32 protein-coding genes are annotated in these 26,958 nt (G+C 66.8%); 9 read left to right on the top strand and 23 right to left on the bottom strand.

Annotated elements, in window-relative coordinates; translation table 11 throughout:
* Positions 1-3: 3 nt before the first annotated feature.
* Together AXK60_RS16445 and AXK60_RS16440 are read right to left on the bottom strand one after the other, a co-directional pair.
* Positions 4-912 carry an acetoacetate decarboxylase family protein gene (locus AXK60_RS16445; protein ID WP_068572636.1) on the bottom strand — a complete coding sequence of 303 codons (909 nt, stop codon included), beginning with the start codon at positions 910-912 and terminating at the stop codon, positions 4-6.
* 95 nt (positions 913-1,007) lie between these two features.
* Positions 1,008-1,238: a hypothetical protein gene (locus tag AXK60_RS16440; protein ID WP_068572634.1), complete on the bottom strand. Its 231-nt coding sequence runs from the start codon at positions 1,236-1,238 to the stop codon at positions 1,008-1,010.
* Positions 1,239-1,665: 427 nt separating this feature from the next.
* Here AXK60_RS16440 and AXK60_RS16435 point away from each other — a divergent pair, with 427 nt between their 5' ends.
* Positions 1,666-2,172 (top strand): hypothetical protein, encoded by a 507-nt coding sequence (locus AXK60_RS16435; protein WP_068572632.1) that lies wholly within the window; start codon positions 1,666-1,668, stop codon positions 2,170-2,172.
* A gap of 282 nt (positions 2,173-2,454) precedes the next feature.
* On the top strand, positions 2,455-3,753 hold the full coding sequence (locus tag AXK60_RS16430; protein ID WP_068572630.1) for a tyrosine-type recombinase/integrase: 1,299 nt from the start codon (positions 2,455-2,457) through the stop codon (positions 3,751-3,753).
* A gap of 35 nt (positions 3,754-3,788) precedes the next feature.
* Here the strand turns inward: AXK60_RS16430 and AXK60_RS16425 are convergent, their stop codons facing one another.
* Positions 3,789-4,100, bottom strand: coding sequence for a hypothetical protein (locus AXK60_RS16425; protein ID WP_068572628.1), 312 nt, complete (start codon positions 4,098-4,100; stop codon positions 3,789-3,791).
* Between the two features lie 167 nt (positions 4,101-4,267).
* Here AXK60_RS16425 and AXK60_RS16420 point away from each other — a divergent pair, with 167 nt between their 5' ends.
* The 4 genes from AXK60_RS16420 (at position 4,268) to AXK60_RS16405 (ending at position 6,302) form a co-directional block, all read left to right on the top strand.
* Positions 4,268-5,038 carry a hypothetical protein gene (locus tag AXK60_RS16420; protein WP_139058008.1) on the top strand — a complete coding sequence of 257 codons (771 nt, stop codon included), beginning with the start codon at positions 4,268-4,270 and terminating at the stop codon, positions 5,036-5,038.
* A 74-nt stretch (positions 5,039-5,112) separates the two neighbouring features.
* Positions 5,113-5,358 carry a type II toxin-antitoxin system Phd/YefM family antitoxin gene (locus AXK60_RS16415; RefSeq protein WP_068572625.1) on the top strand — a complete coding sequence of 82 codons (246 nt, stop codon included), beginning with the start codon at positions 5,113-5,115 and terminating at the stop codon, positions 5,356-5,358.
* A 5-nt stretch (positions 5,359-5,363) separates the two neighbouring features.
* Positions 5,364-5,945, top strand: coding sequence for a helix-turn-helix domain-containing protein (locus AXK60_RS16410; protein WP_139058007.1), 582 nt, complete (start codon positions 5,364-5,366; stop codon positions 5,943-5,945).
* A gap of 3 nt (positions 5,946-5,948) precedes the next feature.
* Positions 5,949-6,302, top strand: a complete 354-nt coding sequence (locus AXK60_RS16405) for a hypothetical protein (protein ID WP_068572621.1) — start codon at positions 5,949-5,951, stop codon at positions 6,300-6,302.
* 94 nt (positions 6,303-6,396) lie between these two features.
* Here AXK60_RS16405 and AXK60_RS16400 read toward each other — a convergent pair whose 3' ends face one another.
* The 8 genes from AXK60_RS16400 to AXK60_RS16365 all read right to left on the bottom strand — a co-directional run bounded on the left by AXK60_RS16400 (position 6,397) and on the right by AXK60_RS16365 (position 14,703).
* Complete coding sequence (locus AXK60_RS16400) at positions 6,397-8,796, bottom strand: hypothetical protein (RefSeq protein ID WP_139058006.1); 2,400 nt, start codon at positions 8,794-8,796, stop codon at positions 6,397-6,399.
* A gap of 11 nt (positions 8,797-8,807) precedes the next feature.
* Entirely contained in the window at positions 8,808-9,206 is a 399-nt protein-coding gene (locus AXK60_RS16395; protein ID WP_068572617.1) for a hypothetical protein, read from the bottom strand.
* A 327-nt stretch (positions 9,207-9,533) separates the two neighbouring features.
* Entirely contained in the window at positions 9,534-10,106 is a 573-nt protein-coding gene (locus tag AXK60_RS16390; protein ID WP_139058005.1) for a hypothetical protein, read from the bottom strand.
* A complete protein-coding gene (locus AXK60_RS16385; protein WP_068572612.1) occupies positions 10,103-10,501 on the bottom strand; it encodes a hypothetical protein in 399 nt (132 codons plus the stop codon). Before AXK60_RS16385 ends, AXK60_RS16390 begins: the two co-directional genes overlap by 4 nt.
* Before the next feature lie 31 nt (positions 10,502-10,532).
* A complete protein-coding gene (locus AXK60_RS16380; RefSeq protein WP_068572611.1) occupies positions 10,533-11,915 on the bottom strand; it encodes a hypothetical protein in 1,383 nt (460 codons plus the stop codon).
* A gap of 88 nt (positions 11,916-12,003) precedes the next feature.
* Positions 12,004-12,414, bottom strand: coding sequence for a hypothetical protein (locus AXK60_RS16375; protein WP_139058004.1), 411 nt, complete (start codon positions 12,412-12,414; stop codon positions 12,004-12,006).
* Between the two features lie 1,310 nt (positions 12,415-13,724).
* On the bottom strand, positions 13,725-14,300 hold the full coding sequence (locus AXK60_RS16370; protein ID WP_068572608.1) for a recombinase family protein: 576 nt from the start codon (positions 14,298-14,300) through the stop codon (positions 13,725-13,727).
* A gap of 70 nt (positions 14,301-14,370) precedes the next feature.
* Positions 14,371-14,703 (bottom strand): hypothetical protein, encoded by a 333-nt coding sequence (locus AXK60_RS16365; RefSeq protein ID WP_068572606.1) that lies wholly within the window; start codon positions 14,701-14,703, stop codon positions 14,371-14,373.
* Positions 14,704-15,045: 342 nt separating this feature from the next.
* Here AXK60_RS16365 and AXK60_RS16360 point away from each other — a divergent pair, with 342 nt between their 5' ends.
* A complete protein-coding gene (locus AXK60_RS16360) occupies positions 15,046-15,420 on the top strand; it encodes a hypothetical protein (protein ID WP_068572604.1) in 375 nt (124 codons plus the stop codon).
* 63 nt (positions 15,421-15,483) lie between these two features.
* Here AXK60_RS16360 and AXK60_RS16355 read toward each other — a convergent pair whose 3' ends face one another.
* The 12 genes from AXK60_RS16355 to AXK60_RS16305 all read right to left on the bottom strand — a co-directional run bounded on the left by AXK60_RS16355 (position 15,484) and on the right by AXK60_RS16305 (position 25,124).
* Positions 15,484-15,987: a hypothetical protein gene (locus AXK60_RS16355; protein WP_068572603.1), complete on the bottom strand. Its 504-nt coding sequence runs from the start codon at positions 15,985-15,987 to the stop codon at positions 15,484-15,486.
* 15 nt (positions 15,988-16,002) lie between these two features.
* Positions 16,003-16,269, bottom strand: a complete 267-nt coding sequence (locus AXK60_RS16350) for a hypothetical protein (protein WP_068572601.1) — start codon at positions 16,267-16,269, stop codon at positions 16,003-16,005.
* 130 nt (positions 16,270-16,399) lie between these two features.
* Positions 16,400-17,374 (bottom strand): helix-turn-helix domain-containing protein, encoded by a 975-nt coding sequence (locus AXK60_RS16345; RefSeq protein WP_139058003.1) that lies wholly within the window; start codon positions 17,372-17,374, stop codon positions 16,400-16,402.
* Complete coding sequence (locus tag AXK60_RS16340; protein ID WP_068572597.1) at positions 17,371-17,703, bottom strand: hypothetical protein; 333 nt, start codon at positions 17,701-17,703, stop codon at positions 17,371-17,373. Before AXK60_RS16340 ends, AXK60_RS16345 begins: the two co-directional genes overlap by 4 nt.
* A gap of 1 nt (position 17,704) precedes the next feature.
* Positions 17,705-18,196, bottom strand: a complete 492-nt coding sequence (locus tag AXK60_RS16335; protein ID WP_068572595.1) for a hypothetical protein — start codon at positions 18,194-18,196, stop codon at positions 17,705-17,707.
* A 1-nt stretch (position 18,197) separates the two neighbouring features.
* The gene (locus AXK60_RS16330) at positions 18,198-18,449 is read right to left on the bottom strand and encodes a hypothetical protein (protein ID WP_139058002.1); all 252 of its coding nucleotides are present in this window, start codon (positions 18,447-18,449) and stop codon (positions 18,198-18,200) included.
* Positions 18,450-18,451: 2 nt separating this feature from the next.
* Complete coding sequence (locus AXK60_RS16325) at positions 18,452-20,248, bottom strand: DNA polymerase (protein WP_082778071.1); 1,797 nt, start codon at positions 20,246-20,248, stop codon at positions 18,452-18,454.
* 11 nt (positions 20,249-20,259) lie between these two features.
* Entirely contained in the window at positions 20,260-23,385 is a 3,126-nt protein-coding gene (locus AXK60_RS16320) for a DNA primase family protein (RefSeq protein WP_068572589.1), read from the bottom strand.
* Between the two features lies 1 nt (position 23,386).
* On the bottom strand, positions 23,387-23,920 hold the full coding sequence (locus AXK60_RS27105) for a hypothetical protein (RefSeq protein WP_068572588.1): 534 nt from the start codon (positions 23,918-23,920) through the stop codon (positions 23,387-23,389).
* A 36-nt stretch (positions 23,921-23,956) separates the two neighbouring features.
* The gene (locus AXK60_RS26560) at positions 23,957-24,178 is read right to left on the bottom strand and encodes a hypothetical protein (protein WP_139058001.1); all 222 of its coding nucleotides are present in this window, start codon (positions 24,176-24,178) and stop codon (positions 23,957-23,959) included.
* 327 nt (positions 24,179-24,505) lie between these two features.
* Entirely contained in the window at positions 24,506-24,925 is a 420-nt protein-coding gene (locus tag AXK60_RS26555) for a hypothetical protein (protein ID WP_139058000.1), read from the bottom strand.
* A 4-nt stretch (positions 24,926-24,929) separates the two neighbouring features.
* A complete protein-coding gene (locus AXK60_RS16305; RefSeq protein ID WP_068572584.1) occupies positions 24,930-25,124 on the bottom strand; it encodes a helix-turn-helix transcriptional regulator in 195 nt (64 codons plus the stop codon).
* Between the two features lie 139 nt (positions 25,125-25,263).
* On the opposite strand from AXK60_RS16305, the gene AXK60_RS27100 reads away from it, so the two are divergent.
* Together AXK60_RS27100 and AXK60_RS16295 are read left to right on the top strand one after the other, a co-directional pair.
* Positions 25,264-25,704, top strand: a complete 441-nt coding sequence (locus AXK60_RS27100; protein ID WP_175400046.1) for a helix-turn-helix transcriptional regulator — start codon at positions 25,264-25,266, stop codon at positions 25,702-25,704.
* Complete coding sequence (locus AXK60_RS16295; protein WP_175400045.1) at positions 25,697-26,911, top strand: tyrosine-type recombinase/integrase; 1,215 nt, start codon at positions 25,697-25,699, stop codon at positions 26,909-26,911. The genes AXK60_RS27100 and AXK60_RS16295 overlap by 8 nt, the downstream gene beginning before the upstream one ends.
* The last annotated feature ends 47 nt before the right edge of the window (positions 26,912-26,958 follow it).

Genomic DNA, 26,958 nt, shown 5'->3' with positions numbered 1-26,958 from the left:
GGGTCAGCGGACGGAGAACGGAACCGGCATGTGCAACGCGGCCTGGGCTCCAGTGTTCACGTCGAACTGGATCGCGCGGATCGGCTTGAGCGAACGCAGGTCGTCGGACACGCGGCCCTCGCCGAGGGTGAGGTCGATACCGCGGGGGAGCAGCGAGGTCCCGCTGGCGAGCACGTTGGTCTGGTTGAGCGTGGAGAACCAGGAGCCGTCGCGCTGTGTGTACGAGGTGAGGGTCGAGACCTTCGCGCCGCTCGCGTGCCGCTTCTGCTTGGGGGTAGGGGCGGAGAAGGCGAGGTCGACGCCACCGTCGGCGTTGGCGATCCGCGCGGTCGTGCGGGTCTCGTCGATGTCGACGTCGAGCTCGGTGACCCACTTGGGGAAGCCGTAGCCGTCGTGCCCGCGGACCTGGGCGATCCGCGTGTTCACGGGCAGCGAGAACACGTAGGAGTGCAGGTGGTCGTCGCCGAGCGCGGACGCGAGGTCGGCCAGGCCGAGGCCGCCGTGCCGGGCCGGCCGGACCGCCACGCCGACGGCTGCCTCGGTGTAGAAGTCGATGTCGCACACGTCGTAGCGGAAGAGCATGACCGAGGCAAGACCGAGACCCGGCGCGACCTCGAGGGGCGCGAGCTCGGCCGGCAGGCGCTTGCGGATGGCTCTGGTCGGGGCCAGCATCGTCAGCCGCGCGGAGGACATCGCGTAGTAGAAGTTCGGTGTGCGCGTGGGCCCGATGGGGGAGTCCACCTGCGTCTTGGGGAGCGTGCGGAAGAAGTCGACGCCCGGCACCCGCGGGTCCCGTGCGACCTCGTCCAGCGGGGTGTCCATCCGGAAGCGGTCGTACAGGCCGTCCTTGGGGACGGTGACGGTGCGCCCGCCCAGATCGACCTCGACGGTGCCCGTTGCTGTGGTGGTCATGTCTTCGTGGCTCCTCGCCTCGGTGATGTATGCGTTGCTTACATGAGGGTAGAGCGGCATGTAAGCAGTGTCAACACCCAGGTGGAGTCGAGTGTCTAGCGGAAGCGTCCGAGGTTGCGCCGTGCGTCCAGGACGCCGCCGGCATGGAGGAACCGCTGCACGACCTCCGTCGAGTGCAGGACCTCGTAGGGCACCCCGAGGCGGCGAGCGAGGAGGCGGATCGGATCGCTCGCATCGGGGGCGTGGCGCGCCGCCCAGATCAGTGCCGCCTGCATGCTGGGAAAGCCGGCGGGGCGTGCCCAGGAATCCCAGCGGGGCGCCGCCACGACGTGACGTTGGGTCCGATCGGTGTCGCGGGGTCGGGCTCCGTCGTGGCCGCTTTGCTCTCTTTGGGGCATTTGCATTCTCCCTCAGCAGGTTTCGGGACCGATCGTGGCGGCTCATCAGACGTCCGCCGCGAGACCTGCGGCAAGGGTTGCGCGGGGTTGCGGGGCGGTCCGTCGGTGCGGATCGCCGTTTCTGGTGTCAGCGGCGCCGGATTCGAGTAAGGAGGCGCAGGCCGAGTTGGCATATGTGGTTGCAACGCTTGACGTTTCGAGAATCGGTGGTCGGCGCTGCCGAGCGAGAAGGGGCCTGACCGGTTACGATGCATGACGTGCCGCGCCGGCGCTGACGGCGCGGGTCAGATCGATCTCCGTCCTGGGGCTGGAGCCACTCGGCCCATCGCGCATCGTGCACCTGGCAGAGGTACCCGTGTCGACCCGACTCTTCTCACGCGCGAACGGTGTCAGTGATCGTGCTCTGTTCTGGAACGGCCTCTGCGTCGCGTTGATCGCTCTGGCGATCGCGACCGTGTTCATCGATGCGCTCCCCACGAACCTGTCTATCGCGCTGTGCGTACTCGGGGTGGCCTCAGGTCTCGTCGGTATCCCGCTCTACATCGCCCAGGTGCTCGGCGGGTGGCGTTCGGGTCGCGGTCCTGGGGTCGACGGGGCGGAGCGCTCCACGGTGGCGGGTGAGACGCCCGTGCCGGCGGGTGTGGCTGTGCCGACGGACGTGGTCGTGCTGACGGACGCGGTCGTGGAGGCGGAGGCGGTCCCGCGGACCGAGCCGGAGCCGGTCGGGGTCGCCGTCGACGCCTTCGGTGGATCTCTCGGCATCGATCTCCAGACCGATTCTGCTCGTGCGGACAGCGCCGATGGGCGCCGCGCGCGATGCTCGTGCCACGGCCTTCCGGAGCGCTCTGTGCCGAACGAGTAGGTGGTCTTCGGCGGTCCCCATGTCGCGATCCGTGTGGCGAGCTGGGGCGAAAACGAAAAAACCGCCTGTCACCAGGCGGTTTCTCGGTGGTCCTAGCTGGGATCGAAACGTGGCTGCCGCATTCTCCGCTGACCCGCCCACCTGCATAGATGGTCGCTCTACCTGCATGAACACTGCGTCTTGGTAGTCGACTGATGTACACGGATGGACATGTTTTACCCTGGCTAGTGGTGCATGAGTGGTGCAAAACGGTACGCACCACTACGGGTGGGAGGGCTCGACATGGCGGGTCGGCGCGGCTTCGGGAACATCAAGCGGATGCGCTCGGGTCGGTATCAGGCTCGCTATACGCACCGCTCCATCGACTACTCCCTCGGGACGTTCGGCACCAAGAAGCAAGCCGAGAGTGCGCTCTCACGGACCCAGCGAGACATCGACGAAGGAACCTGGGTCGATCCCGCTGAACAGGCGCGGCTCGACACCGAGGCGGCGAGGGTCGAGGAAGCCGAGGAGACCACGCTCCGCCAGTACGCCGACTTGTGGGTGAAGACCCGCATGGTGAAGGGCAAGCCCCTCGCAGACCTGACACGCTGGGGCTACGCCCAGATTCTCCGTGATCACATCTACCCGACCTTCGGGGACACGGCTCTCTCCCAGATCACCCGCGCCGACGTGAACACTTGGCACTCGAAACTGCTCCCGAAACACCCGACCCAGCGCAGCCGTACCTATGACCTGTTGCGCGCGATCATGAACAGCGCCGTGGACGATGAGCTGCTCGATGTGAACCCGGTGAGGATTCGTGGTGCATCAACCACCAGCCGCGAAAGCAAGACGGTCCCCGCGACCGTTGATCAGGTCGCTGACATCACAGCCGCGATCCCCGAGCAGTGGCAGCTCACGATCACGCTCGCCACCTGGTGCACCCTGCGCGTCGGCGAACTACTCGCCCTCCAACGCCGTGATGTCCGCGTGGACCCGTCATCGCCGACGAACCCTCCGCGAATGCCTGTCACCCGCCTCGTCGTGGATCGCCGTGTGTACCAGGATCGCGAGAAGGGTGGGCGCAAGGTAGACGACGGCGCGAAGGCGGGGTCTGAGGGTACGGTCTCGATCCCGCCCCACGTTGTCCCAGCCGTGTTCCTGCACCTCACACAACATGTCGGACCCGAGCCGACCGACTGGCTGTTCACCTCGTCCCGAGACTCCCGTGAGGCGCTTCCGAAGGGCACCCTCTACGACCCCTGGTACTACCGCGCACGAGAGGCTGTTGGGCGCGCGGACCTTCGATTCCACGACCTGCGGCACACAGGCAACCTGTACGCCGCCGAGAGTGGCGCGACCCTCGCCGAACTCATGGAGCGAATGAGGCACCGCACCGTCCGCGCCGCCCTGCGGTACATGCACACCGCAGGGGGCAGTGCGGATCGCCTGGCGGAGAGGATGAGCGAGTACGTCGCTCCGAAACGGTCCCCCACACGCGGGACGGAGGTAGCAACGCCCGCAGCAGAGTCGGTGGATGAGAAGGAGCAGCGGATAGCCGAGCTGGAAGCTGAGCTACGTCGTCTGCGGGAGCAGTGAGGTATCACCTGCTGCCATCGCCGTGGGGCGAATCGTCAGCGGTACATCTCCAACTCAGTGATCGCGTGCCGCGTGAACGAGTCCAGCAGGGTCCGCAGTTCCTGCCACGCCTTGATCTGGTCCTCAATCGGAACATCGGTCGTGTCGGTGGCGTAGACCGCTCCGTTAGCAGCATCCCACGTGCGCTGACCAAGCTGCCTGACGTACCCGGACAGAGAATCGGGGTCGCTGCGGAGCGCTTCGGACGATGGAACAGGTGTGCCGTACTTCCCATTCTCGCCATGTGTCTTGAGCATTGTCTTGGACACCTCGTCGAGGATGGACTTGTAGTAGACCTCGGATGCCATATCTCCCTCATTCCCTTGGGCTTTGCAGCCAACCTACCGCGCGAACGTGCTATCACGTCCGAGCATCGTTGCCGCCTGCACTCCGCTGACGTTCTTCCTGCTGACCTGCCGTTGTCGAGTCCCTCGTCTACGGGCGCGCTACCTTCGCACGCAGTAGCGTCCCACGTATGACGCCGACTCCCGTACCGTCGCCAAGCCCTTCACCGTCGGCGACAGTTCCGCCCGAGCTGACGGTGCACGTGACCACCGACCCTCCGTCGTGGATCGCGCAGTACGCCCCGCTCGTGACAGGGATTGCTGCCTTCGTCGCAGCCCTGCTCGCGCTCGCGGGCGTGTGGTGGAACAACCGCTCGGCGCTCGCTCGGCAGCGGTCGGACCTTGAAGCTGCGGGTAAGCGCCAACGTGCGGACCTCGACGCGGCGCGGAAGCGCCAGCAGGGGGACATCGCAGCGGCGGAAGAGCGTAGACAGCGTGACGTTGCTGCTGCTGAGGCGCGCGAACGCGAGCGCCACCGTCGCGAGCTGATGGCTCAGCACGTCGGCGATCTGGTCGCGACCGTCACGGGGGCGCTACCTCTGGCTACGAAGCTCCGTGGATTCCTCCGTCGGCTCAAGATCACGACTGCGACCACCATTGATCAGAACCTGGAACGCAGTCGTGAACTGGACGGATACCGCGACGCCCTCCGTGCGCAGCTCGACAAGGCGAAGTCGCTCGACTATCAGATACGGATGCTGGCTCCTCCGACCGAGCTGGCAACCGCCGTCGAACAGGTCACGGCGGCTGGCGAGCGACTCTCCAAAGCGGCGGAGACCTCACCGGAGAGTGATGACTCATTCCTCAGTGAGTTCGTCAGGGCGCGCGATGCCGTCACGAAGCACGCGGACGATGTGGTGACTGCATATCGTGCCGCTTTCCCGCCTGACATCACACCGTAGGTCGGGGGAACCTGAGCACGGGACGTGACACCGCGCGCCCGCCCGATGTCGGTGGTCACGGACATGATCGGAGCATGACCTCGATCCCGTTGCATCGCGCCAGAGCGGCGCTGAGCTGGATCGTCGAGCGGAGCGCGACGTGTCCGGTGACGATCACGCGCAACGGGAAGCCCGTCGCCGTGGTCGTGAGCCCCGCAATGGTCGAGCAGGGCGAGCCGATCAACTCGGACCTGCGCGCGGCACTGCGGGCTGACCTCCTCCATGCGCTCGCGATCCTCAGTCCGAGCCAAGCCCCTGGCAACCGACCCGAGGAAAGGTGAGCGACATGACCGATGACATCGCCCGCTTCGTCACCGAGAACGCCGACGCTCTCGCGAAGGGAGAGCGCCCACCGCTCCCTGGCAACCGACGATGGATCACCGAACCGACCATCCCCGCTCCGAAGTATGGCGCGGTCGCGGGGAAGAACGCCGCGCGCCGTCGGCGCGCACTGGGGCTGTCCGTGTCCACGGTCGCAGCCGCGACGGGGATCGAGACGTGGGAGCTTGAGCGGTTCGAGGAAGGCGATGGGGACGCCCTCTCCATCGACCAGTTCCTCGTGCTCTGCATCTGCTTGGGCACGAGCCCTGCCCACCTGCTGATGCCTCAGCGCGCCGACCACGCCAAGGCCGCGATCACGCTGCCTGGCGGGACCACGCCGAGGGATTCGAGGTGGGCGGGCAGCCTGTGGCTGTGGTTCGGCGGCGAGGCGTCGCTCACGCCCAGGCACTCTCCGGAGAACTTCCCACCCGCTCAGATCCGTGCCGCCATCGAGAAGGCGGGCGGGGTCGAGGTGTCCCCTCGCTGGGACTACGACCCCGACATGTACGACGAGTGCAACACCAACTGCTGGTTCAGCGAGGACTAGCGCGTGTGCACCGATCAGCCGTACTGCTTGGTCCCGTACATCGTCTGGCTCGACTGCGAGCCCGTCTGCATGGCCCGCATCTCGCTCAGCACCCGCAGCGGAGTCCACTCGATCACGGGTCCGCACATCATGTGCGACTACGACCCGCAGGAGGGCTGGTGGTCGGCGTGGACGCCCTGCGATTTCCCTGCCGCCCTGTCCCAGCTCGGCATCCCGCAGATGTTCGCGCACCTGATCATGGAAGAAGTGACTGAGCGGCTAGTGGACTCCCCGCAGGTGAGCATCCTGCTCGACGGCGCGCAGCTCTTGATCGAGCTGCTGCCCGCTCCCGACGCGCCCGCTGTCAACCCACATTGACAATCCCCTGAGTAACTCAGCCCACCCCACAAAACAGCTCCGCCCCTGTCCGTGAACTCGGACAGGGGCGGAGCTATCGACCTCCGCCAACCGATCAGTTCCCGCTCGGGACCGCCTTCGGGTTGAGTACGGTCTGGTCGTGCTGCACACCCGAGCCGAGCGCGGTCGGCGGACGGGTGCTGTCGTCGGGCTTGCCCGTCTGCGGCAGCGTCGGGTCGCCCGACGTGGACGCCCCACCGCCTGCGGGCGGTGCGCCAGGAGCGGGGGTCGCCCCTGCCCCGTCAGGCTTACCGCCAGGCGCGGGCTTGGACCCGTCATCAGGCGTGGGCGAGGCCGACGGCTGCGGAATGCCTGCATTCGCCCCAATGGCCGCGCCAGGCTGCGGGCTTGCGCCAGCGGGTGCGCCAGGCTGTGCACTTGCGCCGCCCTGACCGCCCGCGCCGTCAGCGGGCGCGTTCGGGACACCAGGAGCGCCAGGAGCGGGAGCACCGCCAGGCTGACCGCCAGGCTGACCGCCAGGCTGATCACCCTGCTTCGGGGTTTGCCCCGCGTCACCCTGCGGGGGAACCGCTCCCTCGGGCGCATCCCCCGCTGTGCCGTCCAGCTTGAAGAACCCGTTGCCCGTCTCACTGAACTTGAGGTCGGCGAAGTTGTGCGTCTTACCGTCCTCACCGACGACCTTTCCGTCACCGATGACCTGGTACATCTTCCCGTCCTTGTCCACGGCGGCGTCACCGACCTGCGCCTGCTGCGGGGACACGGGCTGGCCGACCGGCTCACCCGCAGGCGGCAGGTTGATCCCCGCCTGCGCGGCGGCGTTGGAGAACGACGCGGGATGCTCAGGCGTGCCACGCGAGAGCAGTTCACCCAGGGCGGCGGACTTACCGCTGGGGTAGGTCACGTCCTTGTTCCCGATCTTGACGGTGTTGTCGGGCTTGGTGTCCTGCGGCGCGTTCGGCACGCCAGGCTGACCCTGCTGCGGAGGCTGCGCCGCGCCAGGAGCGGGCTTGTCCTTCTCATCCCCGGGCTTGGTCTCGGAGCCAGGAGGCGGTGTCGGCTTGGGACCGTCCTTCTTGTCCTCGCCCTTCTTCTCCTCCTCAGCCTTCTTCTTGGCTGCCTCTTCCTCCTTGCGCTTCTTCTCCTCCTCTTCCTTCTTCTTGGCGGCTTCCTCCTCCGCCTTCTTCTTGCGCTCTTCCTCCGCCTTCTTGATCGCGTCCTCGTCCTTCTTGTCGTCCGTCTTGCTCGGCTCGACCTTCTTCGGCTCGTCACCGCTCGGGTTCGTGGACGCGGGCTTGGCGGACTGCGGACCACTGCCACCACCGCTGTTACCTCCACCGCCGAGACCTGGGATGTTCGCGCTCGGCGTGGTAGCCGCAGGCGTGGTGGTCTTCGGGGTCTGCTGCTCCATCATCTTCTTGATGTCATCGGTGGTGAGCGGCTTGGTGCCCTTGTTCTCGTTGTCCTTGTTCTTGTTGTCCTCGGGCTTCGGCGTCGTCGGAGCAGGGGTGGTGACGTTCGGCTTGGGGGTTGTCGGAGTGGGGGTTGTTGGCTTCGGATCGCTCACTACCTCCGTTACCTCGCCTGATTCAAGCGCGAGATTCCACGACTTCGCCTTGGACACCGCCGTGCCCAGCGATGCTGCTGCGCTCGCGAGAACGCTCGTGGCGGCGTTCGTCACTTCCTCGGTCATCACCTTCCCGCCGCGCAGGGGGTCTTCGCCTTTCACGAGAACGTCGCGCGCCTTGTCCGCCTTGTCGGTGAGTGCCTTCCACAGCACGTTGATCGCATCGCGCGCGGACGTGCCCGAGGTGGTCTCGGCGGGCTTGTCCTTCCCACCGCCGAGGATGTTGATGGGCGATCCGCCGCCCGCGCTCTTGCACCCCGTCAGCGCGGAGCAGAGCGCGTCCACGGGGCTGCTACGCAACGCCTTCGCCGTGTTCTGCCGCCCACCCGTCCAAATCTGCTGGACGTAGGTGTCCTCCTTCGCCTTCCCGCTGTTGTACACCTGCGTGAGCGAGTTGTCGGACAGCTCATCGAGCTTGGTCTTGAGCGCGTGGATCAACTGCGTCGTCTCCGGCAACGCGGTGATGTCATCTGGACGACCCGAGCCCTTCCGCCACACGGCCTTCGCCGCGTTCGGGTTGTTCCCGTCAGGATCGGGGAACGCGAACAGCTTCGAGATGGGGCGGAGGTTGGCGTCCACCGCATTGAAGGCGTTGGTCGCCTCGTCGATCTTCTTGAGCACGCGCGTCGCGACTTCCTTGTCCCGCTTGCCGAACGGGTCCGTCACCGTGTCCTTGACAGCGGCGATGGGGTACAGCGGATTCAACATGCTCATGCCCGAGCCCGCCGCCTCCACCCGCCGCAGCACGTCGGCGGGATCGCGCGGGATGGTGGGCAACACGCGGTTGTCGCCCTGCGGAATCGCGCGGTCACCTTCACGGCATTGACCGCAAACGTCGGCGTACACCTTGTCCACTACTGATTTACCCATGTCGATCCCTCCTACTTCACCGTCAGGCTGTCGAGCGTCTGCGCGGTCTGCTGCACCTGCGTCTTCGCGTCGTCCTGCGTCCCGCGTGTGCGGGCGGAGAAGTTCTCCAAGGCAGTCGCGTCGGACTGCATGGCGGCGGGGATTTCGCTGACCTTCGCCTTGATCGCGTCCAGGCACTCGACCAGCGCGGCGCGCGGCCCCTTCCACACGTCGGGCAGCGGGCACCCGGCTACGCCCTCGGTGACCTCGCGGTCGAAGCTCGCGAGGATCGCGTCGCACTCGCTGCTGATGTCGAAATCGGCGGCGTGCGCGCGGATGGCCTTGACCGCGCTCGCGATGCGCTCGTGGTCGATCACGGACGACTTCTTGTTCGGGGGTGTCGGGGTGGTCCCGACAGGGGAATCGCTCATGGTGAGCCTCCTATCTGTCCTGGTATTCAGCGTTGCGCTGCGGGGATTGTTCGTGCCACTTACGACACGCACGGTCGGGTGCAGGGCGGGTGCGGATACACCACCGCCCCGTAGCGCCGAGGATCAGGACAGATAACGGCGCGCTACGGGGCGGTGGGCAACGGACGGGCGTCCCCGTCATCTCTATGTCAGCGCGTCAGCGGGTGATGCGCGAGCGCCGACACGATCTTGGACTGGCGGCTCCCCGCCCGAGCAGAGGCTGATGGGGAGCCGCCAAGTTCGAGAGTGCCGCAGCGAGGTGTCCCCACGCACGCCGCGACACGTCGATCACTTCGCGTCGGGGCTGACGAAGCGCTCGATGTCGGGGTGCCACGCGAGCGGTGTCGTCTGCACGGGAGGATCAATCTCCACGCCGCCCTCGATGAACGTGGGAGGCACGCCGCTGCCGTCGAGGGACAACTGCCCCGTGTGCTCGACCATCGCGCGGTAGAACAACCACGAGGCGTGGAAGAGCAACTCCTTGCTGGGGTAGCCGCCCTCGTACGTGTCGAGGAAGACCTCGATTTCCCGTGCGAGCGCGCGCAGCACAGTCACCCGCTCGGGGCGGTAAGGGTGCGGCCCGAAGTAGAAGATCGCCGCGCTGTTGATGATCGCCTCGTCGTGGGTCTTCGAGGTCTCCGCGACGTACGGCATCGCGACCTCCGACCACTCCTTCCAGCATCGGTGCGTTTCGGCATCCAAGCGGTCCGCCTCGGTGCGGAGCAGCGGGAGGATGTCCGAGCGCAAGCCCGCCAGGACATCCCACACTTCTTCCAGCGTCGTCAGCGGAGCATCCTCGCCGAGGTAGCTCGGCTCGGCGGGCATGGCTCGCTGCACGTATACGACAGGGCGCTCGGTCACAGCTCCACCGTCCCGTCGGCACGCACCGCGCCGCCTGCGATCTTCGACGGCCCCTGCGGCTTGTCCTTCGGCAACTGGACTTCTCCGAGGGCGTCGCCGTTCGCCTTGATGTCCTTTGCCGCCTTCGACTGGATCGCGCGGGTGCCCGCCGTCCAGTCGCGCAGCACCTTGGCCTGTGCGTAGAACAACGGGACCGTCGAGCCCAGCGCCTTCGCCACGTCGGCGCGGTATGCGGTCATCGCGGTCTTACCCGTCGCGGTCGCGCGGGCATCGGCGGCACCGCCCGCTTCGCTCCCTGCTGCGAGCGCAGCGAGGGAGGCAGCTTCGGTTTCCAGGTCGGTCGCCAGCTTGTCGATGGCGTCGAGGTCGGCGGTAGTGGGTTGTTTCGGTGCCATGTTGGCCTCCTAAGTCAGTGGTGATGTGGGGTTACGGCTTCGGGGGAATCGGCGGGGGTGTCGGCGCACCGCCGTTCGAGCCGGGTGCGGGAGGAGGAACAGGAGCGCCCGTATCTCCGTCGCGGACGATCCCGCCGAGTGCCTGTTCTGCCACGTCTTCCCCGCGCATCTTCTTGTCGGCAGGGTCGGCCTTGACCTCACCCTTCGGTCGGGCTGTTCCCCCCGCCCCGTGTCCGCCGCCTGCGCCAGCGCCGCTCATCATGCCGCCCATGCCGCCGCGTGCACCCGCGCTGTTGTTCGCGGTCGATCCGCCGCCAGCGCCGCTGCCGATGCCGCCGCCCGCCTTGTTGGCCTGGTTTCCGCTGCCAGCGGGCGAAGCGGTGGTTCCGCCTCCCGATCCGCTGCCGATCACGCCGCCCTTGCCGACGGGCGAGTTGCTGCTCGGCTGGGAAGGCGGAGTGGAGGGGCGCACGCCGCCGCCCTTGCTCGGGTCGGTCGCGCGAACGGGAGTCGGCGCAGAGATGGGCACCGCGCCGCCAGGCTTGGTGCCCTGCGGCTGACCGCCAGCGGGAGCCGCGCCGCCAGCGGGCGCGGACTGTCCGCCTCCCTGCGGCGCACCCTGCTGGTTCTGCGGCTGCTGTCCCTGCGGGCTCTGCTGTCCCGTCGGCTTGTTCGCGGAAGGGTCGCCGCCGCCCTTGGTGTCGGCGACCTCGTTCTTGTTCTCGGTCGGCTTGCCCGACGGCTTCGTGTCGGTGGGCTTGCTCGGAGTTCCGCCGCTCGGCTTCGGGTTCGCGCCACCGCTGGTGTTCGGCGTCTCGACTCGCGGGGCGATCTGCGTCGGCGTGGAGTTCTGCGTCGGCGTCTCGTACCCGGTGCGAAGAGTGAGACCGTCATACGCCGTCTGCTGCGCAGCCGCCGCCTGCCGCCCATGTTCGGGGAGGCAGTCAAGAGCAGCTTGGGTTTTGGTCACGCCGCCGTCGAGCACAGCCTGGCGAGCCGCGCGGGCTGCGGTCTCGCTCGCCTGCGCCGATGTCATGTACGCAGGGCTGCCGCCCAGCGCGGTGATGACCAGTGCCTGTTGCTTCGCCGCGACCGCCTTGGTCAAGACTTCGGTCGTGTCCTTGTAGTCCTTCTGGAACGTCTCGTCGTTCTCCGCCTGAGCACGTGCAGCTTCGGCGGCGGCGGTCAGGCCCGCGCCTGTCGTCGTGCACGCTTGAGCGATCTTGAAGATGCTCTGCTTGATGCTGTCGGGGAACGGACCTGTCGCTGAGATATCGAAGTTCACGGTGCGGTGGCCGATAGCCGTGATCTTCTGTCCGCGCTGCTCCCAGTCGTTGGCGAAGTCCGCTGCGCCGCTGTCGCCGACGGTTGCCTGTGTCTCGGCGGGGTCGCTACCCGCCACGGGGATTCCCATGCGTGATCCTCTGCTCGGTGGATATGTACATCCACCTTCACGCGCATGGGATTGTTCGCGCCACTTACGACACGCGACTACGGCGGGGCTATGAGGTGAGGAGGTGCACGCCCGAGCCGAGCTGTGGCAATGCGGGCAGCACGCGGGTCGTGAATGGGATCAGCGTCGCGTCTGAGGTTCCGACGAAGGCGACCAGCTTCCCGTCGGAGCTGACGGCGGGCGCACCGAGGTCACCCAACCCGAACGCATCACTACCGCTGCCCGTCGCCTGCGCATCGGCGATAGCGGTCACGCGGGCAGAATTGCTCCGCGCGCCCGTCACCGTCAGCGGCATGTTGTTGGTGACGCCTGTGGTCGTCACGCCCCCGCTGGGGCGCACTGCCTTGTCGAGCTTCACCGCTGCGAGTTGCCACATACTGTTGGGCTGCGCCGACGTAGGGCTCGTGTCGCGCACGATCACCGCCACAGTGCCCACACCCTTCCCGTCGGTGGTGGTCACCTTCGCTCCTACACGCGGAGGAACGAAGGTGCTGCCGACGAGGGCATAGGTGGCGGAGCCGTCCGTGACGAATGCGCCCACGCTGACTGCGGAACCGCCCGCACCGCGCGGGTATACGACGGGATCGCCAGGGCGAAGATCAAGCGCTGTAGTTGTTGCGGAGGGGGCGGGAAGCGAAGCCAGACGGCATTCCGTGCCACCAGCGGACGCGGACGACTGACAGGTGACGACACTCAGCGGGGAGACCCGCTCAGCCGCTTCGGACGAACCCGCAGCCGTGGAGACAGCCCCCGCCGCGCCCGCGTCGGTGGCAGGAGTGCCGTCGATCTTGTCCGAGCACGACGACAGAGCAGCGCCCATCACGGCTACCGCTGCGATTGCTGTCACTGTCCTGCGCATGTCCATCACTCCTTTGTCTGCCTAAACGATAACCCGAACATTTGTTCAGGTCCACCCTCAACGCGCGAACAACCCTGTGCGAAGCCCGTTTTCATGTCACGTCCCCTCGCGATCAGTCCACGGCACAAACACGTGCGCATCCCCATCCCGACCCCGATCCTGTCCCGCCCGATACACCCTCGGATCATCGCGTGGGACAGTCCCGTCTGTGCGGTGCTTTGCGGTCGCAGTATCCGTCAGACCCCTTGGGCCGCGCTTGGCGAAGCCCAATCGGGCCTGATTCCGCCCGATCTGCCCACTTTCGCGCCCGATCAGCCCCCAGCGCCAGGATCATCCCACGGATGAGGGGTCGGATCATTGCAGGAGTGAAGGCGGTGCCCGTTCGGATAGCGGTTCGGATCATGGAATCGGGGTGCGACGAGAAGGTGCGCGTGTTCATAAACGCAGCAGGTGAGAGTGCCTACTGGACGAAAACACGAGCATGTTTTCGCGCTGCCTGCGTCCACGCGCCAGATCGGCCCCACGGATGGCTGTGTAGATCAGGAATCGGGAATCGCGGATGGGTCGCAGAGGGCCGATTGAGCGGTTCTGCCCGCATCACGGATGGGAGAACGGCCTTGTCGGCACCGCACAGGCGGTGTCCGACAGGTTGATCCGACCCGCTATCCGTGGGACCGATCCGTGGGCGTGATCCGAGCGATGACCGTGAGCGTGGTCTGGGGTGTGGTCGCGGCGGTGTCGGATGGACGATATCGAGGGCGCTCGTAGAGCGCGCATCGCCCGCGTGCCAATACTTCGGTATCGCCCATCCTTTTCGGTCGGAGCCGTGCGGAGGCATCGCGCCAGGTGGCGCAGTGCCATAACAAGCGCCAAAACTGATCGTGCCGAAACCCGCGACGGCGGGGTTTCGCCTACTTGCCCGACACGATGCGGAAGGCTGTGCGCCTCGATACGCCGAACGCCGCCGCCAACTCCGACACAGGTTCGCCCGTCGCGGCGAGGCGGCGGAGCTGCTCTGCGCGCTCGGGTGCGAGGGCGGGCGGTCGCCCCGTCGGAAGTCCGCGCGCTCGACGGGCATCGCGGGCTGCCGACCGTCGTTCGCGTCCAAGCTCCAACTCCATCTCAGCTACGGACGCCAAGATCGACGCGACCATGCGACCCGTCGCGGTCGAGGTGTCGATGCCTTCACGGATCGAGCGGATGAGCACCCCGCGCTCGGTGAGATGAGCAATCGTGGTGGACACTTCCGCGACGCTGCGGCCCAGGCGATCCACGCCGTGCACGACGATCACGTCACCGGCACGTACATACGCGAGGAGGGCGTCGAGACCAGGGCGGCTCGTGCCCGCGCTGCCGCTGAGCTTGTCCGAGTACACCTGCGATTCAGGCACCCCAGCGGCGGTGAGCGCGTCGAGCTGAGCGGTCAAATCCTGGTGCGTGGTCGAGACGCGGGCGTAGCCGACGAGGTGGGGCGTCGAAGTGGTCATGGCCTCGACAGTGCCATTGTGATGTGACAGAACGGGACCGCGCGGTGTCACGTCCTTCGCGGTCAGTGGTCTAGCTGTCGAGCGCGGAGATGTCGTCGGGCACGGAGCAGTCATCGGTCAGCTCCGCTGGCGTGCCCGCGTCCACCACGGTCACGCCGTCGAGGATGACAGTGGCCTTCCGACGAACCGCTTCCGCGAGGATCACGTCGTACAGGCCGACCTCGGGGCCAAGCTTCCGCGAGTACCGCTGACGGAGTTCTCGTGCCGCGTCCAGGGCGACCGTGGTTCCCACCATGTCCTCGCTGACACCCATCGCGAGGGCGGTGGCACCTCGGTCGAGGTTCCAGTCCAGTTCGCTCTTGGACGCGTCCGTGATGATGTTCGCGGTGAGTTTCTCAGTCATACCGACCATCATGCAGGGACACCCTTGTGACAGCCCAAGCCCGCGCTTGGACGTGCTCGATCACCGCCCGCCTCGGTGAGGTACAGGAACGCCGCACCTGCGCAAGAGACTGGCCGCGTTCCTGGTCGCGCGCCAGTCGCTCGGCGTGCGCGGCAGCCACACCACCGTGTGCGGACTGCCCTGTGGCGGTATCAGGCGAAGGTGCCGACGGCGTTGATCCAGGGTCCATCCGTGGTCGCGCGCCAAGCGGATCAGGGCTCGTGTGTCCATGTGATCGACCATGCCCGTGGGCACCGACAAGTGCCGCCCCACAACGTGTCACGTCCCTGGCAGGATGAGGGGATGGACTGTCACGAGCGGGAGCTGAGAGACCATTTCCCCGGCGTCGCGAGGCTGCGGCCCACCGTCTACTTGGTTACGAACGACGCACGCGAAGACATCGAGAGCGCGTGCGCGCAGATCGAGCAGATCGCGCTCGATACCGGCAACCGTATGCTGGGCATCTTCTTGGAGATTGTCCTTGACGCAGGAGAACTCACACGGTGCCATCAGGGGCTGGTGGAGTATGTCCACGGAGGGATGTACCGCGTAGGCCAAAGGTTCAGCCCCGCAGGCGGGGTCGCAGCAGGGAAGGTAGTCCTGCACGCGGGTGAGGTAGAAGCTCACCTCAAGCCTCCCCCAGACCTTCGACGCGGCGGCGACGACGAAAGGGACTGAGGAACGCACGATGCGAACAGAGCCGCCCTCGGATATCCCGAGGGCGGCTCTTAGGCGTGTCCGCTAGGTCGTACGGAACGCTGCGATGATGGGTTGCTGCCGAGGCCCAGGCTTCCGCTCCCACGTCCGCGCGAACGACCTGATCGCATCCTCTGCCCACACCGCGCCACTGCGCAGGACGTACAGGGGCGCGGGGAACCCTGCCGTGTCCTTCAACTGGTGCACACGCTGGCGGCTCACATCGAGGATGTCGCCGACCTCCGGGGCGGAGACCAACGCGGGGAGGGTCGGCGCGTCGGCTCGCTCGAAGTACAGCTCCTCGTCCACGACCTCACTCGCGATGATCGGGGCGGTGTCGCCCACAACCTCGGAGACGAGCTTCTTCGCGTGCTGCAATGCGAGCACGGGGTCCACCTCGTCTACGAACACGGTCACGTCGGTGACCATCGTGTCGTCGGCGTAGAGCACGCGAGGACGCCGAGACACCGAGCCGTCGTGCGTCATCAGCTCCTGCTCAAGATGGCGCATCGCCTCCACGGCAGGGTCAGCGTCATAGGTGATCGTCACAGCCCACATGCTTCGTCACTCTCCTTCCGTCTCGGTCTTCTTGAGCTTGTTGCGCATCGCGCGTTGTTCTTTCTTGCTGGGAGGCGGTACCTGCAACCCCGCGTTCTTGAGCTTGACCTTCAACGCCGCCATCCTCCGCCTCGCGTTACTTGGGGTGTTCGGATACTCAACGATGTAGTTGTCATCAGGGTCGTAGAACCGCTTGTACCCATCGCCTGTGGTCTTGACGGTCCACTGGTTCGCCTCCGCCCACGCGATGATGTCCGCGATGTCCTTGTCCATAGTCCCCCAAACCCTTGCGGTGTGTCAATAGATGCCAATAGGCGTCAGTGAGTGCCAAACACCACCACAGCCGTGCATATCCCTTGACATTGTATAGCTTCTACGCCCGACGCCGTTGCGGATCGCGCAGCTACCCGACCAGGCTCAGCGCGGGCGTGCCGTCGGAGACCTGGGACACCTCCACGGTGTCGATGACCTTCCGCACAGTGCTCCGATCCACGCCCGCTTCACGGGCGGCAGCGGACTGGCTCATGCCCGCGTCAAGCGCGGCGAGCACAGCAACCACGGAGTCCACGGACGCCTTGAGCGAGCGGGCCTCGACCACCGCCTGAGCAACAGCGCGGCGTTGCTCCGCAGCGTCGGCAGCGGCATCGGCAACCGCAGCGGGGGCCGCGTTGTTGCCCTCCTCGGGGCGAGCAACAACGGTGCTGTTGCTCGCGTCCACGTCCGAGGCCGGCTCGGGGCGCATGTCGATGTCCGTGGTCATGTCGGCAGCAGGCTCGGTTGCTGCGCCGTGGTCAGCAACAGGCCCGCCACCTGCGGGAACAACGGCGGGAGCAACACCCTGTGGCTCGGCGGTGGTCGCGGCAACATGCTGTTGCTGCCCGCTGTGGTCCTGTTCATCGACAGGCGACAGGTCGGTGGTCGAGCCCGTTGCCCCGACCACGGCCTGCTGCTCTCCGTGGTGGTTGACCATGAACAGGCCGACCGTCGCCATTGCCGCGAGGGCGTCGAACAACAGCGGCGCGACCACCGCGACCACAGGGTGCGGTACTCCCATCGCGAGGATCATGTCCTGCTGCATGACGAAGCTGACGGTGAACGCTCCCGCGCCGACGGCGAACGCGCCAGCCATCGCGGCCCACCTCGCGGGTCGCGTCGCGGACTTCGCGGATCGCCCGATGACCGCGACCAAGTGGACAGCAGCGGGCAACAGCGGAGGGATCAGCACCCACAGGCTCACGGTGACCACGAGCGGGTAGGCACCCGACCACGTGTGCACAGCATGGGCACCGTTCAAGCACATCGCGATCATCGTCGGGATCGCCAGCGCCAGGCGCAGCACGACCACATCCACGGGGGCTGTTGGGCGGGGCATCTTCACGGGTTCTCCTCGGCCTTTGCGGCCTTCTCTTCGGGGGTCAACAGCAAGTGCGTCGCGCGGTACGCGGCCCGCTGCGCAATCCCGTGCGCACGGCGCAGCGGGATTGCGGCAGCCAATGCATCGTCCAGCTCGCGTCGTGTGCGCTCGTGCGCGCGACGGGCCAGCGCGAGCCGATACTCCGCCGCTGCGAGCCGCTGCTCCTCCCGCTCGGCCCTCACGGGAGCAGTCGCCCGTGCAGCCTCGTCACGGGCCTGCACCTGTGCCTCGGCCTGCGCGGCGGATTCGGCGAGCACACGCTGGATCATGGGATCGGGGGTGTACGCATCCACGTCAGTTCTCCTCGTCGGGGGCATTGCCCGCCGCTCCGTCGATGCAGCGGTGCAGCTCGGACAGGGCCGTGATCACGGCCTGGTCGTCGGAGCCGTTGAGGGCAGCGGTGCCCGCGTCCGCCGCGTTGGTCAGGGCGACGGCCCGAGCGTGGAGCAGCTCCGTGCGCGGACCGCGATACTCGGCAGCTCGTGCGAACGCGGTGGGCAGGCTCATGCCGTAGTCAGCCTCGTAGGTGCGGGCGAGGTCCGCCCGAACCTCGGGGCCGTCCTCCGCCTCGTCGGCGGCGGCGACGGCGGGCCAAAGCACGGCGAGGCACGCATGGGCGATGCCGACTTGCCCCCACAGTTCTCCACGGGGATTCCCCCAGCCCGGGTGATCGTCGGGGATGCTCGGAAGACGCTCGGGATCAGCGGGCGCGGTCGCCGAGCTGGTCTCGTCCAGCTCCGCCAGGGTGAGCGGTTCGTTGGCGGGAGGGTCGAAGGGGGTGGTCATGTCAGTGGCCCTCCTGGTCGGTGTTCGGGCGCTGCCACACGACCCGCCTGCGCGGAGGGTGGTCGTGGTGGTCGTCAGGCGGCGCTTGCTCAGGGATCGAGTGCACGTACTTGGGGCGACCGCCGTAGGGCTGCCCGTACGGCGCGGGCTCAGGCTCGGTCTCGGTCTCGGTCTCGGTCTCGGTCTCGGACAGGGGCGGGACCAGAGTCAGGTGGCGACGAGCGCGGGCTGGTCGGGAGTGCGCGAGGGTCATGATCACGCCTTCCGCCAGTGCGAGCCGATGACCTCGGCGTCGGCGGTAATCGGGACTCCTCGAAGCTCGGTAGTCATCACACGAGACAGGTCTGCGCACGCCTTCTCCGCCTCTTCCTCGGGCACCTGGACGATCCACTCGTCGTGGATCGGGAGCCAGACGCGCTCTCCGTATCCGAGGTCATCGAGCGCCAGCAACGCGTCCACGAGAAGGTCGCGGCCAGCGCCCTGGACAGTGGAGTTCACCGATGCGGTGTACTGCTCGCGCGGGTGAACCTGTACGACGCGGCCTGACGGCAGGCGCGTCGCGGTGAGTCCCGCAGCGGTGCTGTGCCGCGCACGGGCGACGTAAGCGGGCAAGGTCGGGAACAGCTCGTTCATCTTGGACTGCAATGCCTTGGCCTCGTTCTTCTCGATCCCCAGGGACTTCGCGAGGCTGTTCGGACCACGCCCGTAGATGTGCCCGAGCAGTACCGGCTTGCTGGCGCTGCGGCGCATCTTCCGCAAATCGGGCGGGGTGCTCTCGTTCACGCCCCAGATCGCGCCAGCGACCACGAGGTACGGGTCTTCACCACGGCGGAAGACCCCGGCGAGTGCCTCGTCACCCGCCAGGGCGGCGGCGAGGCGCACCTCCACAGCGGAGAAGTCGGCGTCCACGAGAACGTGTCCCGGCTCGGCGAGCACGTACTTCCGCAGGCTCGGCGGGAAGTTCTGCATGCTCGGCCCCGTGATCGAGAATCGGCCCGTACGGGCGTTTAGTGCGCCGATGCTCGGATGGAGCCGTGTGATCCCGTCGGAGTCGGTCGAGGCGCTGCTGAGCTTGCGGAGGTAGGTCGCGCCCTCCTTCGAGGTGGCACGGAGCTTGAGCAGCATGTCGCGCAGCTCCGCCGCTTCCCCGTCGAGGTCGAGTGCCTTGATCGTGTCCGCCTTCGTATCCGGCAGCTCGACTCCACGCGCGGCGAACCACGCCGTGAGCTGCTTCCCCGAGTTGGGGTTCTCCAATCCGAACTGGTCGGCGATATCCGCACGCAGCACCTCGACCAGCTCGGCGGTCGCCTCGGCATCCTGGGCTGCGGCCTCCACGTCTACCCGCAGGCCGCGCAGGGTCATGCCGTGACACAGCATCTGCACGCGGTGCTCGCGGGCGATGACCGCGCCGCCGATCAGCTCAGCAGCGAGCGGAAGCAGTGTCGCGCAGAGGAGCGAGCCGTCGAAAACGTCGGCGGCACCGTAGAGGATGTACGGCTCCGCATCCACAGGCGTGTTCTTCCACCCGTCGGATTCCTTGCGCCACTTGTTCTCGCGCCACAGAGCCTTGAGCGCGTCCTTCGCGTCCGCCGACGATGCGCCCTGACCGCACCACTGCTCGGTAGCGGCTTTCAGTCCGTGGGCAGGGCGGGACCACGCATCTCCCGGGTGCAGCAGCCGCAGGAGGATGATCGTGTCCACGGTCCGCGACCACAGCTCGCGGTAGTCGATGAGCCCCGCACGGTGCAGGTGTCCGATATCGAAGGCCGCGTTGTGCGCGGTGAACCACACGTCGGCGCGCGACAGCACCTCTGCGGCAGCGTAACGGTGAAGCGGGGACGCGGCGTCGAGCACCACTGCCAGCTCGCCGCAACCGAACTGGACGGTGCGGAGGGAGTCGGACCAGTCGATGCCTGTGGTCTCCACATCGAGCCCGATGCAGCTCATAGGAGTCGCGCGCTGGTCGAGGACGCGAACAAGCACTTCGCGCGGATCGTCCGTAGCAGCAGGCGCGTACACGGTGCGCCCGAAGGGGTCAGTGAGGGTGATCATGGTGAGGGCTCCTATGCCTGGTGGTTGATGTTCGGGCGGCGCTCGATGATCCAGCCGCCCGTCTCGGGGGTTGTGGACTTCTTCGCCGCCTTCTTCGCAGCGGGGTCGAGGTAGTCAGCGGGGTTCGGCACCGTGATGCGCCCACCGTCGTCGGCCTGGCCCGCCCGCTCGCGGATGTAGTACTGGTCCCCGAGCTTGAGCGCGAGCAGGCGCATCATCGGGACTACGGCGTCAGGCGCGATGTCGAGGTGGCCTGCGATCTGCTTGGTGGTCACCTGCGGAGGATGAGAGAACAGGCCCCCGCGTTCGGCTTCCTCATCCCAGGCACGCTTGCCCTTCTCGCGCCCCCAGCCCTGAACCTCGCCGCTCTCCATACGGGAGAGCCAAGAGGCAGAGTCGGGCAACTGCTGCACCGCCGCCGCCTCCACGAGGGCAATCAGACGCGGGAGGAGGGGCGCATCCGCCACAGGAGGGGTGGAGTCGGAAGGGGTGCTCTGAAACTGCGCAGAAGAAAACCCCTGTTCAGAGGGGATTTCTGAGCCGATCTGCGCAGTTTGAGCAACTTGGTCGGAGAAAGTGGGCTGGACACCCACCTCTCCTCCCACTACCCCCGCCTCAGCCCCGCAGGGGCTAGAGGAAGTTTGTGGACCTACCTGCGCATTTTGCGCAGAACTGCCCGAAAACATGCTCTCACCTGGGGTTTTGTTCTGCGCAGTTTCGGAGGCCAGGTTCGGGAACAGCGCGGGGATCAGGTCTGAGTGGCTTGCGATCTCATCCCACTGGTCTCGTGGGCGCATCCCCACGGTCAGCACACGGGCACGGGTGATGGGGTGGTAAATCTGCTCCACGCCCTTGATCGCCAGCAGGCGCTCTACGAACGCGCGCTGACCCATCGGCGAGCCGCCCTCGTCGGTCACCCAGTCCGCGAAGATGCCGTACAGCTCCTTCTTCGTGAGCGGGCCTTGCGGGAACTCGGTTACGCCTTGGGGCATGGACGGGTCCGTGGCGGGCACCTCGCGCACGCCGACGGCGCAGCAGCTCGTCACGAAGCGGTGCACGCGGTCGGACTGTCCGGTGAAGCGCTCGACTACAGCGGTGTGTCCCGTGAGCCACTTCCCGCGCTGCTCGCGCGCCTGCCAGGCGCGGACCAGGCAGACCAGCATCCCGTCGAGGTGCTCCATCAGCACGTCCTCGACGTGCGGGTCTTCCTTGCCCGCGTAGGTGCGCACGAACCCCGTGGGGATGATGCGCTCGAAGTACGCGCCCGAGTCGTCGGCTACGCTCGGAATCTTGTTGGCGCTAAACACGTTCAGAGCTACGGAGCGGAACTCGAAGTCCTTGCCGTACTTCTTGTTCGCCCACATGAGGTCGCCGCCCGTCGCCATCTTGAAGGCGTCCAGGCTCGTGACGTGCGCGGCGGGGATGTCCATCGCCACGTTCGCGACCTTCCCGAACAGCGACGCCCGTGCGTAATCCGAGTCGGCGAGGTCTTGCAGGGACACCGCAGCAGTCGATTCCGCGCCACCAGCGAGCACCGTGATGATGCGCCCGACCGTTGACTTGCCCGACCGTGGAGGCCCGAACATGAACAGCGCCTTCGACGGGCTACGGCGGGGGTCGAGAATCTGGGACAGGCACTCCTCGAAGGCGTCCACCTGGCCCTCGCCGATACGGTCGGTGAGCCACGCTCGCCACGGGGCCGTGTCCGCGTCAGGGTTCCAAGCGACCCCGACCTGGCGCATGGACAGGTACTTCGGGTCATGCGGGAGGACCGCGCCGGTACGGAGGTCCACCATGCCGTTAAGCACGTTCATCAGCGGGGCGTCGCGCGAGTCAGGCTCGCGGCGCAACTTGAGTCCACGCAGGTGGCACTGGCCTTCGAGGAAGGCCCTCACGTTGTTCAGGTGGGCGACCGTGAAGAAGTCCCCGAGCAGCTCCCCGAGCAGCCCCTGTAGGTGGTAGTCGGAGATGCGGTAGACGCCGTTGTCGTACACCGCGAGCCGCCCGTCAGGGGCGAGGGCCATCGGGTGCGTTTCCAGCAAGTGATCCGCGATCGCCTTCACCAGCAGCCCTCCGCCGTCGCCGAACAGCTCGGGCATCGGGGCATCGCCGACGGCGTGCAGGTGCGCCTTCTTCGCGCTGGGACGGGTTGGGGCAGGCTTCTTGGCGGCACTGTCGATGAGCCGCGCCACCGCCGCGAGGCGATCCCCCTCGGCGACGCCCGCGAGGTAGTCATCAGCCCCCGACTTGCCGCCGCCGGGCACGGTCGCGAAGGTCACGCTCTCGGCGTTCGACAACGCCTTCTGTAGCAGGATGCCTGCGTCGTATACGGAGCGGTTCTCGGCGGCGTCCGCATCCAGCATGACCACGACGCGCTTACCCTCGGCGAGCTGGACCAATCGCGGGTCCGCCCCTCCGTTCACCGACCAGGAACGGCACCCTGCGATCCCGACCACGGTGGCCCCGTGGACCTTCAACGTCCGCACCGTGGAGTCGAGCGTCCCCTGCGGTCGCAGGCGGCTACGGAACGAACTCTCGTTCATCGCGTCGGCGTCGAGCGCCGCAGCTACCGCGTGCCCCTGCTTGGTGCCCTCCACGATCAGCATGACCCCGCCCGCGATCCGCGCGCGACGGAGGACACCGAACGGGGCACCGTCGCCCTTCGCGAACACGTACTTCATCTCGCGTCCCTCGCGGTCAGCGGCGGGATGATCGGGGCGGAACTGCGGGATTCGTCGCCCCAGCACGTCCCACGCGAAGACGAGCCCGCGCGGGTCCGCAGCCAGCCCCCGCAGAGATTCAGGGAGGTCGGACATGATGCGGGTGGTGTAGATCAGTTCCGTGGAGTCCACGTATGCCCGCGAGATACCGCTCTCCACCAGGTATTTCTTGTGCGCGGGACTGATCCGCCCGCCGTCGTCGGCGAGGTCGTCGTCGCCCTTGTCCGCGCCCGTGTTCTCGTCTGTGAGCGCGTCCTCGCGGTCGGACGGGTCCGATGCACCCTGATCCGTCGTGAGGGGGCGCTCCTGAGAGGGTGCGTCGTCGGGCGTACCCAGCGGGTCGAAGTCCTCGACCTCGGCGTCTGCTACCGCGTCCGCGACCTGCTGGCGCATGATTTCCGCGCGTGTGAGTGCCATGTCAGTGCTCCTTGGGTAGTGCGGCGGGGTCGATAGGGGTGGTGGGGAGGACAAGCGCGATGGCGTGATCCAGAGCGGCGAGGCTGGACGGGTACACCATCGCCATGTCGTCTCCGAAGATGTGCACCGAGTGAAAGCCCGCCGCTTGCACCGCCGGTGCGAGGTACTGACGCACAGCGAGTGCGCTTTCGAGGTCAAGGTGTTCCATGCGGTCGTGCGACACGCCCCACCAGATGTCCTGGGGCGTGCGCTCATTAGCCCACGTGACCGCCACCAGTAGTTCAGGCTCGGGGTCGCGTGGTTCCGCCTCTTCCAGGTGGTCCAGCAGTGCCCGCAGCCGTTGCGCGGCTACCAGGGCATCGGCACGGGACAGGTGTCCATACGGGATGCCGTCGGCGTACATCTGCTGCCCGTCGCGGGGCATCAGCAGGTCCACGATCAGGCGATCCGCCGTCGCACGGTCGAGCGTGACCGTGGTGCTACCCACCCGCGCCGCGATCCCGTCCGAGTCGTCGGTGAGGTTGAAGCTGATCATCGCATTTGTCATACCTACTGCTTCCTTCACTATCTGCTATCGCGGGAATCCGACCCGACCACCACACGTGGTCAGGGGGCCGAGGCTGCCGACGTAGGCCGTCGAGGTAGCCCCGTTCTTGTGCGTGACGGTCACGTGCGTGCCGGGGACCATCGCCGCCTCGGGGCCGACGAGCACGAACTCCGTGCTGCCCCACGGGAGACCGAGGGCGCGTGGAGTTCGCCAGCGGACTTCATGCGCGGGACGGTGGTCAGGCACCGCGTGGCACGGGATATCCCCGTGTTCGTGGACGACGAGTGCACGCTCTGGCGGCAACTTGATTGCAGGTGCGGTCTCGGCCTTGGCACGGATACCTCGGGAGCGCAGCGAGCGCGGAGACGCGCATAGGGGGAACTCGATAGCGGCGAGGGCGTCGGCGTCGGCTTCGGCCTGCTCGGCATCCCATTCCGCGCGGGTGTATCCCGAGTCATCGTCAGCGATTGATAGGTATGTGCTATCGTATTTATTGAACATGTGGTGTGTTCTCTTTTCGGAGTTGGTTTGCGAAGCCGCCCGGTCCAGGGGCGGCTTTCGCACTTTCTGGGGTCAGTCGGTGCTCACGTAGCGTGGGCAGAGCAACTCGCCGATCTGCTCGGCGGCGGCGACCAGCTCGGCGCGCGTGAAGACGAGATAGTGCTGCTTCGTCTTGCGCCCCACCTTCGTGAAGCTGACCTCGGTCGCGGGGTGCTCAGTCGCCTTGCCGTCGGAATCCCAGGTGTAGCGCTCGTCGTTCGTGACGTAGGCGAACTTGATGTCCTCGGACAGGTCGCCGACCTTCTCCACGAAGTCGCGCGCGGCTGACGGGTGGAGCACCAGCTGTCCTGAACCGTCCCAGCTCACGGTCTGCCAGAAAAAACGATGGTCACGTGGGCGGGCAACGGACAGAGTTCGCTGCCCCAGTTCTCGGTCGATGCGCAGCTTGACTTCGATGAAGTCGCTGATGGGAGCGTCGAAAAAGTTGAGCATGGTCTCAGGCGACCTCCGACGCGGTGAGCTGCAACAGCTCGCGAAGCTTGGGTGTCGGCACGATCACCCGAGCGCCCATGCGGATCGTCGGGACGGGGAAGGTGCCGTCGCGGACGGCACGGGACGCCGTGGCGACGCTGATGCCCAGCGCAGACGCAGCCTGCGTGAGCGAGACAGCGCCCTGGGCGCGTACCGCCATGACAGCGGACTGGTGTGACTGAGCGGATGCCACGGTGTTCCTTTCGGTAGGGTAGATGTTCCCAACCGGAACCTCTGAAACGAAGCTAGCACATGTTCCGCTCTAGAACAATAGCTAGGTCTTCTGTTACATTCGTTGCATGGATTTCGGAGACGTGACACGTGCAGGGCGCGCGGTCAAGCGGTGGAACCAGGCGCGGCTCGCCGAGGAAGTAAGCCGCCTAGCTGGGGAAACAGTGAGCCGTGTGACCATCACGAAGCTCGAAGGCGGACGCCCGCCGAAGCTGTGGGAGGCGGCGGCGATAGCCGAGGCTCTCGACTTCTCCCTCGACGTGTTCAAGCCCAGTCACCAGGGCGGGGTCGCCTTCGGAGGCTTCGACGCACAGGTGCTCCTCCCGCAGCGCCCCGGCGGCTATGACCCCGACTCCCCCGCTGCCCAGGACGCCGCCGAACAGCTCGAACAGACCGTGCGTGCGGCGTATGTCCAGCTCCCCGACCCTGCACCCGAGGGCTCGATGGAGCGGGCGGTACAAGACAAGATTCGCCAAGAGCAGATCGAGCGAGGTGAGAGCGATGGGTAGACCTGCCCTTAAGATGGGTACCTGGGGCGACATCTCCTGCTGGGAGGAGAGCCCAGGTAAGTTCCGCGCAGAGGCTCGATACCGCGACCTAGACGGCATTACCCGCCCCGTGAAGGCGTATGGAGCAGGTAAGGCGAAGGCGAAGTCACGCCTGCTCGAAAAGCTGAGGACACGCAAGCGGGGTACTGATGGCACCGATGCTGACCTCACCCGCGAGAACACGGTTGAGGAGCTGTTGGACTTCGCGCTCGCGCGATGGGAGCAGGAGCGCGTCGCCGCAACGCGGATCGACGGCGCAGACCCTGCGAAGGGTGAAGGGACGCTGTACCAGTACGCGCGGTGCACCAACGAGGTGATCAAGCCTGCCCTGCGCAAGGTGAAACTGTACGAGTTGACCACTCCGCGCGCCGACAGGTTCTTGCGGAACTTAGAGACCAACGTGGCGATGAGCCGCACCGTGCTCAAGCAGGCGTGCGATATCGCCGTGCAGCTCGGGGCGATGGATTTCAACCCCGTGAGCGCTGCCTACAAGCCGCCGAAGTCGCGGAAGAAGCCCAGGGCGTTGACCCCCGACGAGGCGATTGAGTTCCGCGAGCGGATCATCGCCTGGCAGCAGGCGAAACACTACGGACCGAGGCGCGGAGCCGACCGCGTGGAGCTGTTCGACATGCTGCTCGCGACGGGTGTGCGCATCGGCGAGATTCTGGCGTTGGAGTGGAGCGACGTGCGCGGGCTCGACGCAGAACCCGCTGAGGACGGCACCCCCGCACCCGTGACGGCGTACTTCGGGTGGCACCTCGACTTCAAGGGTCGGCGGGTGCCGCTCCGCAAGGGCGGAGCAGACCCGATCACCGTCACCGTCGATCTGCTGGGCGTAAACGCCCTGCGGAGGCAGCGTGAGCGGGGACTCCCGTGGTCCCTGGTGTTCCCGAGCGCGGTGGGGACACCCCAGGGCGAGTCCAACGTGCACAGGAACTGGCGCGCAGCGCGCGGAGACGACCTCGAATGGGTGGTCCCGCACACTGTCCGCAAGACCGTCGTAACAGCCGTAGAGCGGCACCTGGGGCTCGAAGCGGCGGCACGTCAGGCAGGGCACGCAGGCACCGAGGTCACACGCCGTCACTACGTGGAAAGGAACCAGATTGTGCCCGATCACACAGAGGCTCTGACGGAGTTTTCACGCCGTATTCGCGCCGTAGGCGACTGAAACGAAATCAGGCGGGGTCCGAAGACCCCGCCTCACCTGCTATTTCC

The organism is Tsukamurella pseudospumae (assembly GCF_001575195.1).
Lineage (GTDB): Bacteria > Actinomycetota > Actinomycetes > Mycobacteriales > Mycobacteriaceae > Tsukamurella > Tsukamurella pseudospumae.
Note: the sequence above shows the minus strand (reverse complement) of the source record. Positions and strands in the feature narration are given on the sequence as shown.

Excerpts from the sequence above, each read along its gene's own strand:
- AXK60_RS16445 (WP_068572636.1), bottom strand. The coding sequence starts at position 912 with ATGACCACCACAGCAACGGGCACCGTCGAGGTCGATCTGGGCGGGCGC.
- AXK60_RS16430 (WP_068572630.1), top strand. The coding sequence starts at position 2,455 with ATGGCGGGTCGGCGCGGCTTCGGGAACATCAAGCGGATGCGCTCGGGT.
- AXK60_RS16425 (WP_068572628.1), bottom strand. The coding sequence starts at position 4,100 with ATGGCATCCGAGGTCTACTACAAGTCCATCCTCGACGAGGTGTCCAAG.
- AXK60_RS16420 (WP_139058008.1), top strand. The coding sequence starts at position 4,268 with ATGACGCCGACTCCCGTACCGTCGCCAAGCCCTTCACCGTCGGCGACA.
- AXK60_RS16415 (WP_068572625.1), top strand. The coding sequence starts at position 5,113 with ATGACCTCGATCCCGTTGCATCGCGCCAGAGCGGCGCTGAGCTGGATC.
- AXK60_RS16410 (WP_139058007.1), top strand. The coding sequence starts at position 5,364 with ATGACCGATGACATCGCCCGCTTCGTCACCGAGAACGCCGACGCTCTC.
- AXK60_RS16400 (WP_139058006.1), bottom strand. The coding sequence starts at position 8,796 with ATGGGTAAATCAGTAGTGGACAAGGTGTACGCCGACGTTTGCGGTCAA.
- AXK60_RS16395 (WP_068572617.1), bottom strand. The coding sequence starts at position 9,206 with ATGAGCGATTCCCCTGTCGGGACCACCCCGACACCCCCGAACAAGAAG.
- AXK60_RS16385 (WP_068572612.1), bottom strand. The coding sequence starts at position 10,501 with ATGGCACCGAAACAACCCACTACCGCCGACCTCGACGCCATCGACAAG.
- AXK60_RS16380 (WP_068572611.1), bottom strand. The coding sequence starts at position 11,915 with ATGGGAATCCCCGTGGCGGGTAGCGACCCCGCCGAGACACAGGCAACC.
- AXK60_RS16370 (WP_068572608.1), bottom strand. The coding sequence starts at position 14,300 with ATGACCACTTCGACGCCCCACCTCGTCGGCTACGCCCGCGTCTCGACC.
- AXK60_RS16365 (WP_068572606.1), bottom strand. The coding sequence starts at position 14,703 with ATGACTGAGAAACTCACCGCGAACATCATCACGGACGCGTCCAAGAGC.
- AXK60_RS16360 (WP_068572604.1), top strand. The coding sequence starts at position 15,046 with ATGGACTGTCACGAGCGGGAGCTGAGAGACCATTTCCCCGGCGTCGCG.
- AXK60_RS16350 (WP_068572601.1), bottom strand. The coding sequence starts at position 16,269 with ATGGACAAGGACATCGCGGACATCATCGCGTGGGCGGAGGCGAACCAG.
- AXK60_RS16335 (WP_068572595.1), bottom strand. The coding sequence starts at position 18,196 with ATGACCACCCCCTTCGACCCTCCCGCCAACGAACCGCTCACCCTGGCG.
- AXK60_RS16330 (WP_139058002.1), bottom strand. The coding sequence starts at position 18,449 with ATGACCCTCGCGCACTCCCGACCAGCCCGCGCTCGTCGCCACCTGACT.
- AXK60_RS16325 (WP_082778071.1), bottom strand. The coding sequence starts at position 20,248 with ATGATCACCCTCACTGACCCCTTCGGGCGCACCGTGTACGCGCCTGCT.
- AXK60_RS16320 (WP_068572589.1), bottom strand. The coding sequence starts at position 23,385 with ATGGCACTCACACGCGCGGAAATCATGCGCCAGCAGGTCGCGGACGCG.
- AXK60_RS27105 (WP_068572588.1), bottom strand. The coding sequence starts at position 23,920 with ATGATCAGCTTCAACCTCACCGACGACTCGGACGGGATCGCGGCGCGG.
- AXK60_RS26555 (WP_139058000.1), bottom strand. The coding sequence starts at position 24,925 with ATGCTCAACTTTTTCGACGCTCCCATCAGCGACTTCATCGAAGTCAAG.
- AXK60_RS16305 (WP_068572584.1), bottom strand. The coding sequence starts at position 25,124 with ATGGCGGTACGCGCCCAGGGCGCTGTCTCGCTCACGCAGGCTGCGTCT.
- AXK60_RS27100 (WP_175400046.1), top strand. The coding sequence starts at position 25,264 with ATGGATTTCGGAGACGTGACACGTGCAGGGCGCGCGGTCAAGCGGTGG.
- AXK60_RS16295 (WP_175400045.1), top strand. The coding sequence starts at position 25,697 with ATGGGTAGACCTGCCCTTAAGATGGGTACCTGGGGCGACATCTCCTGC.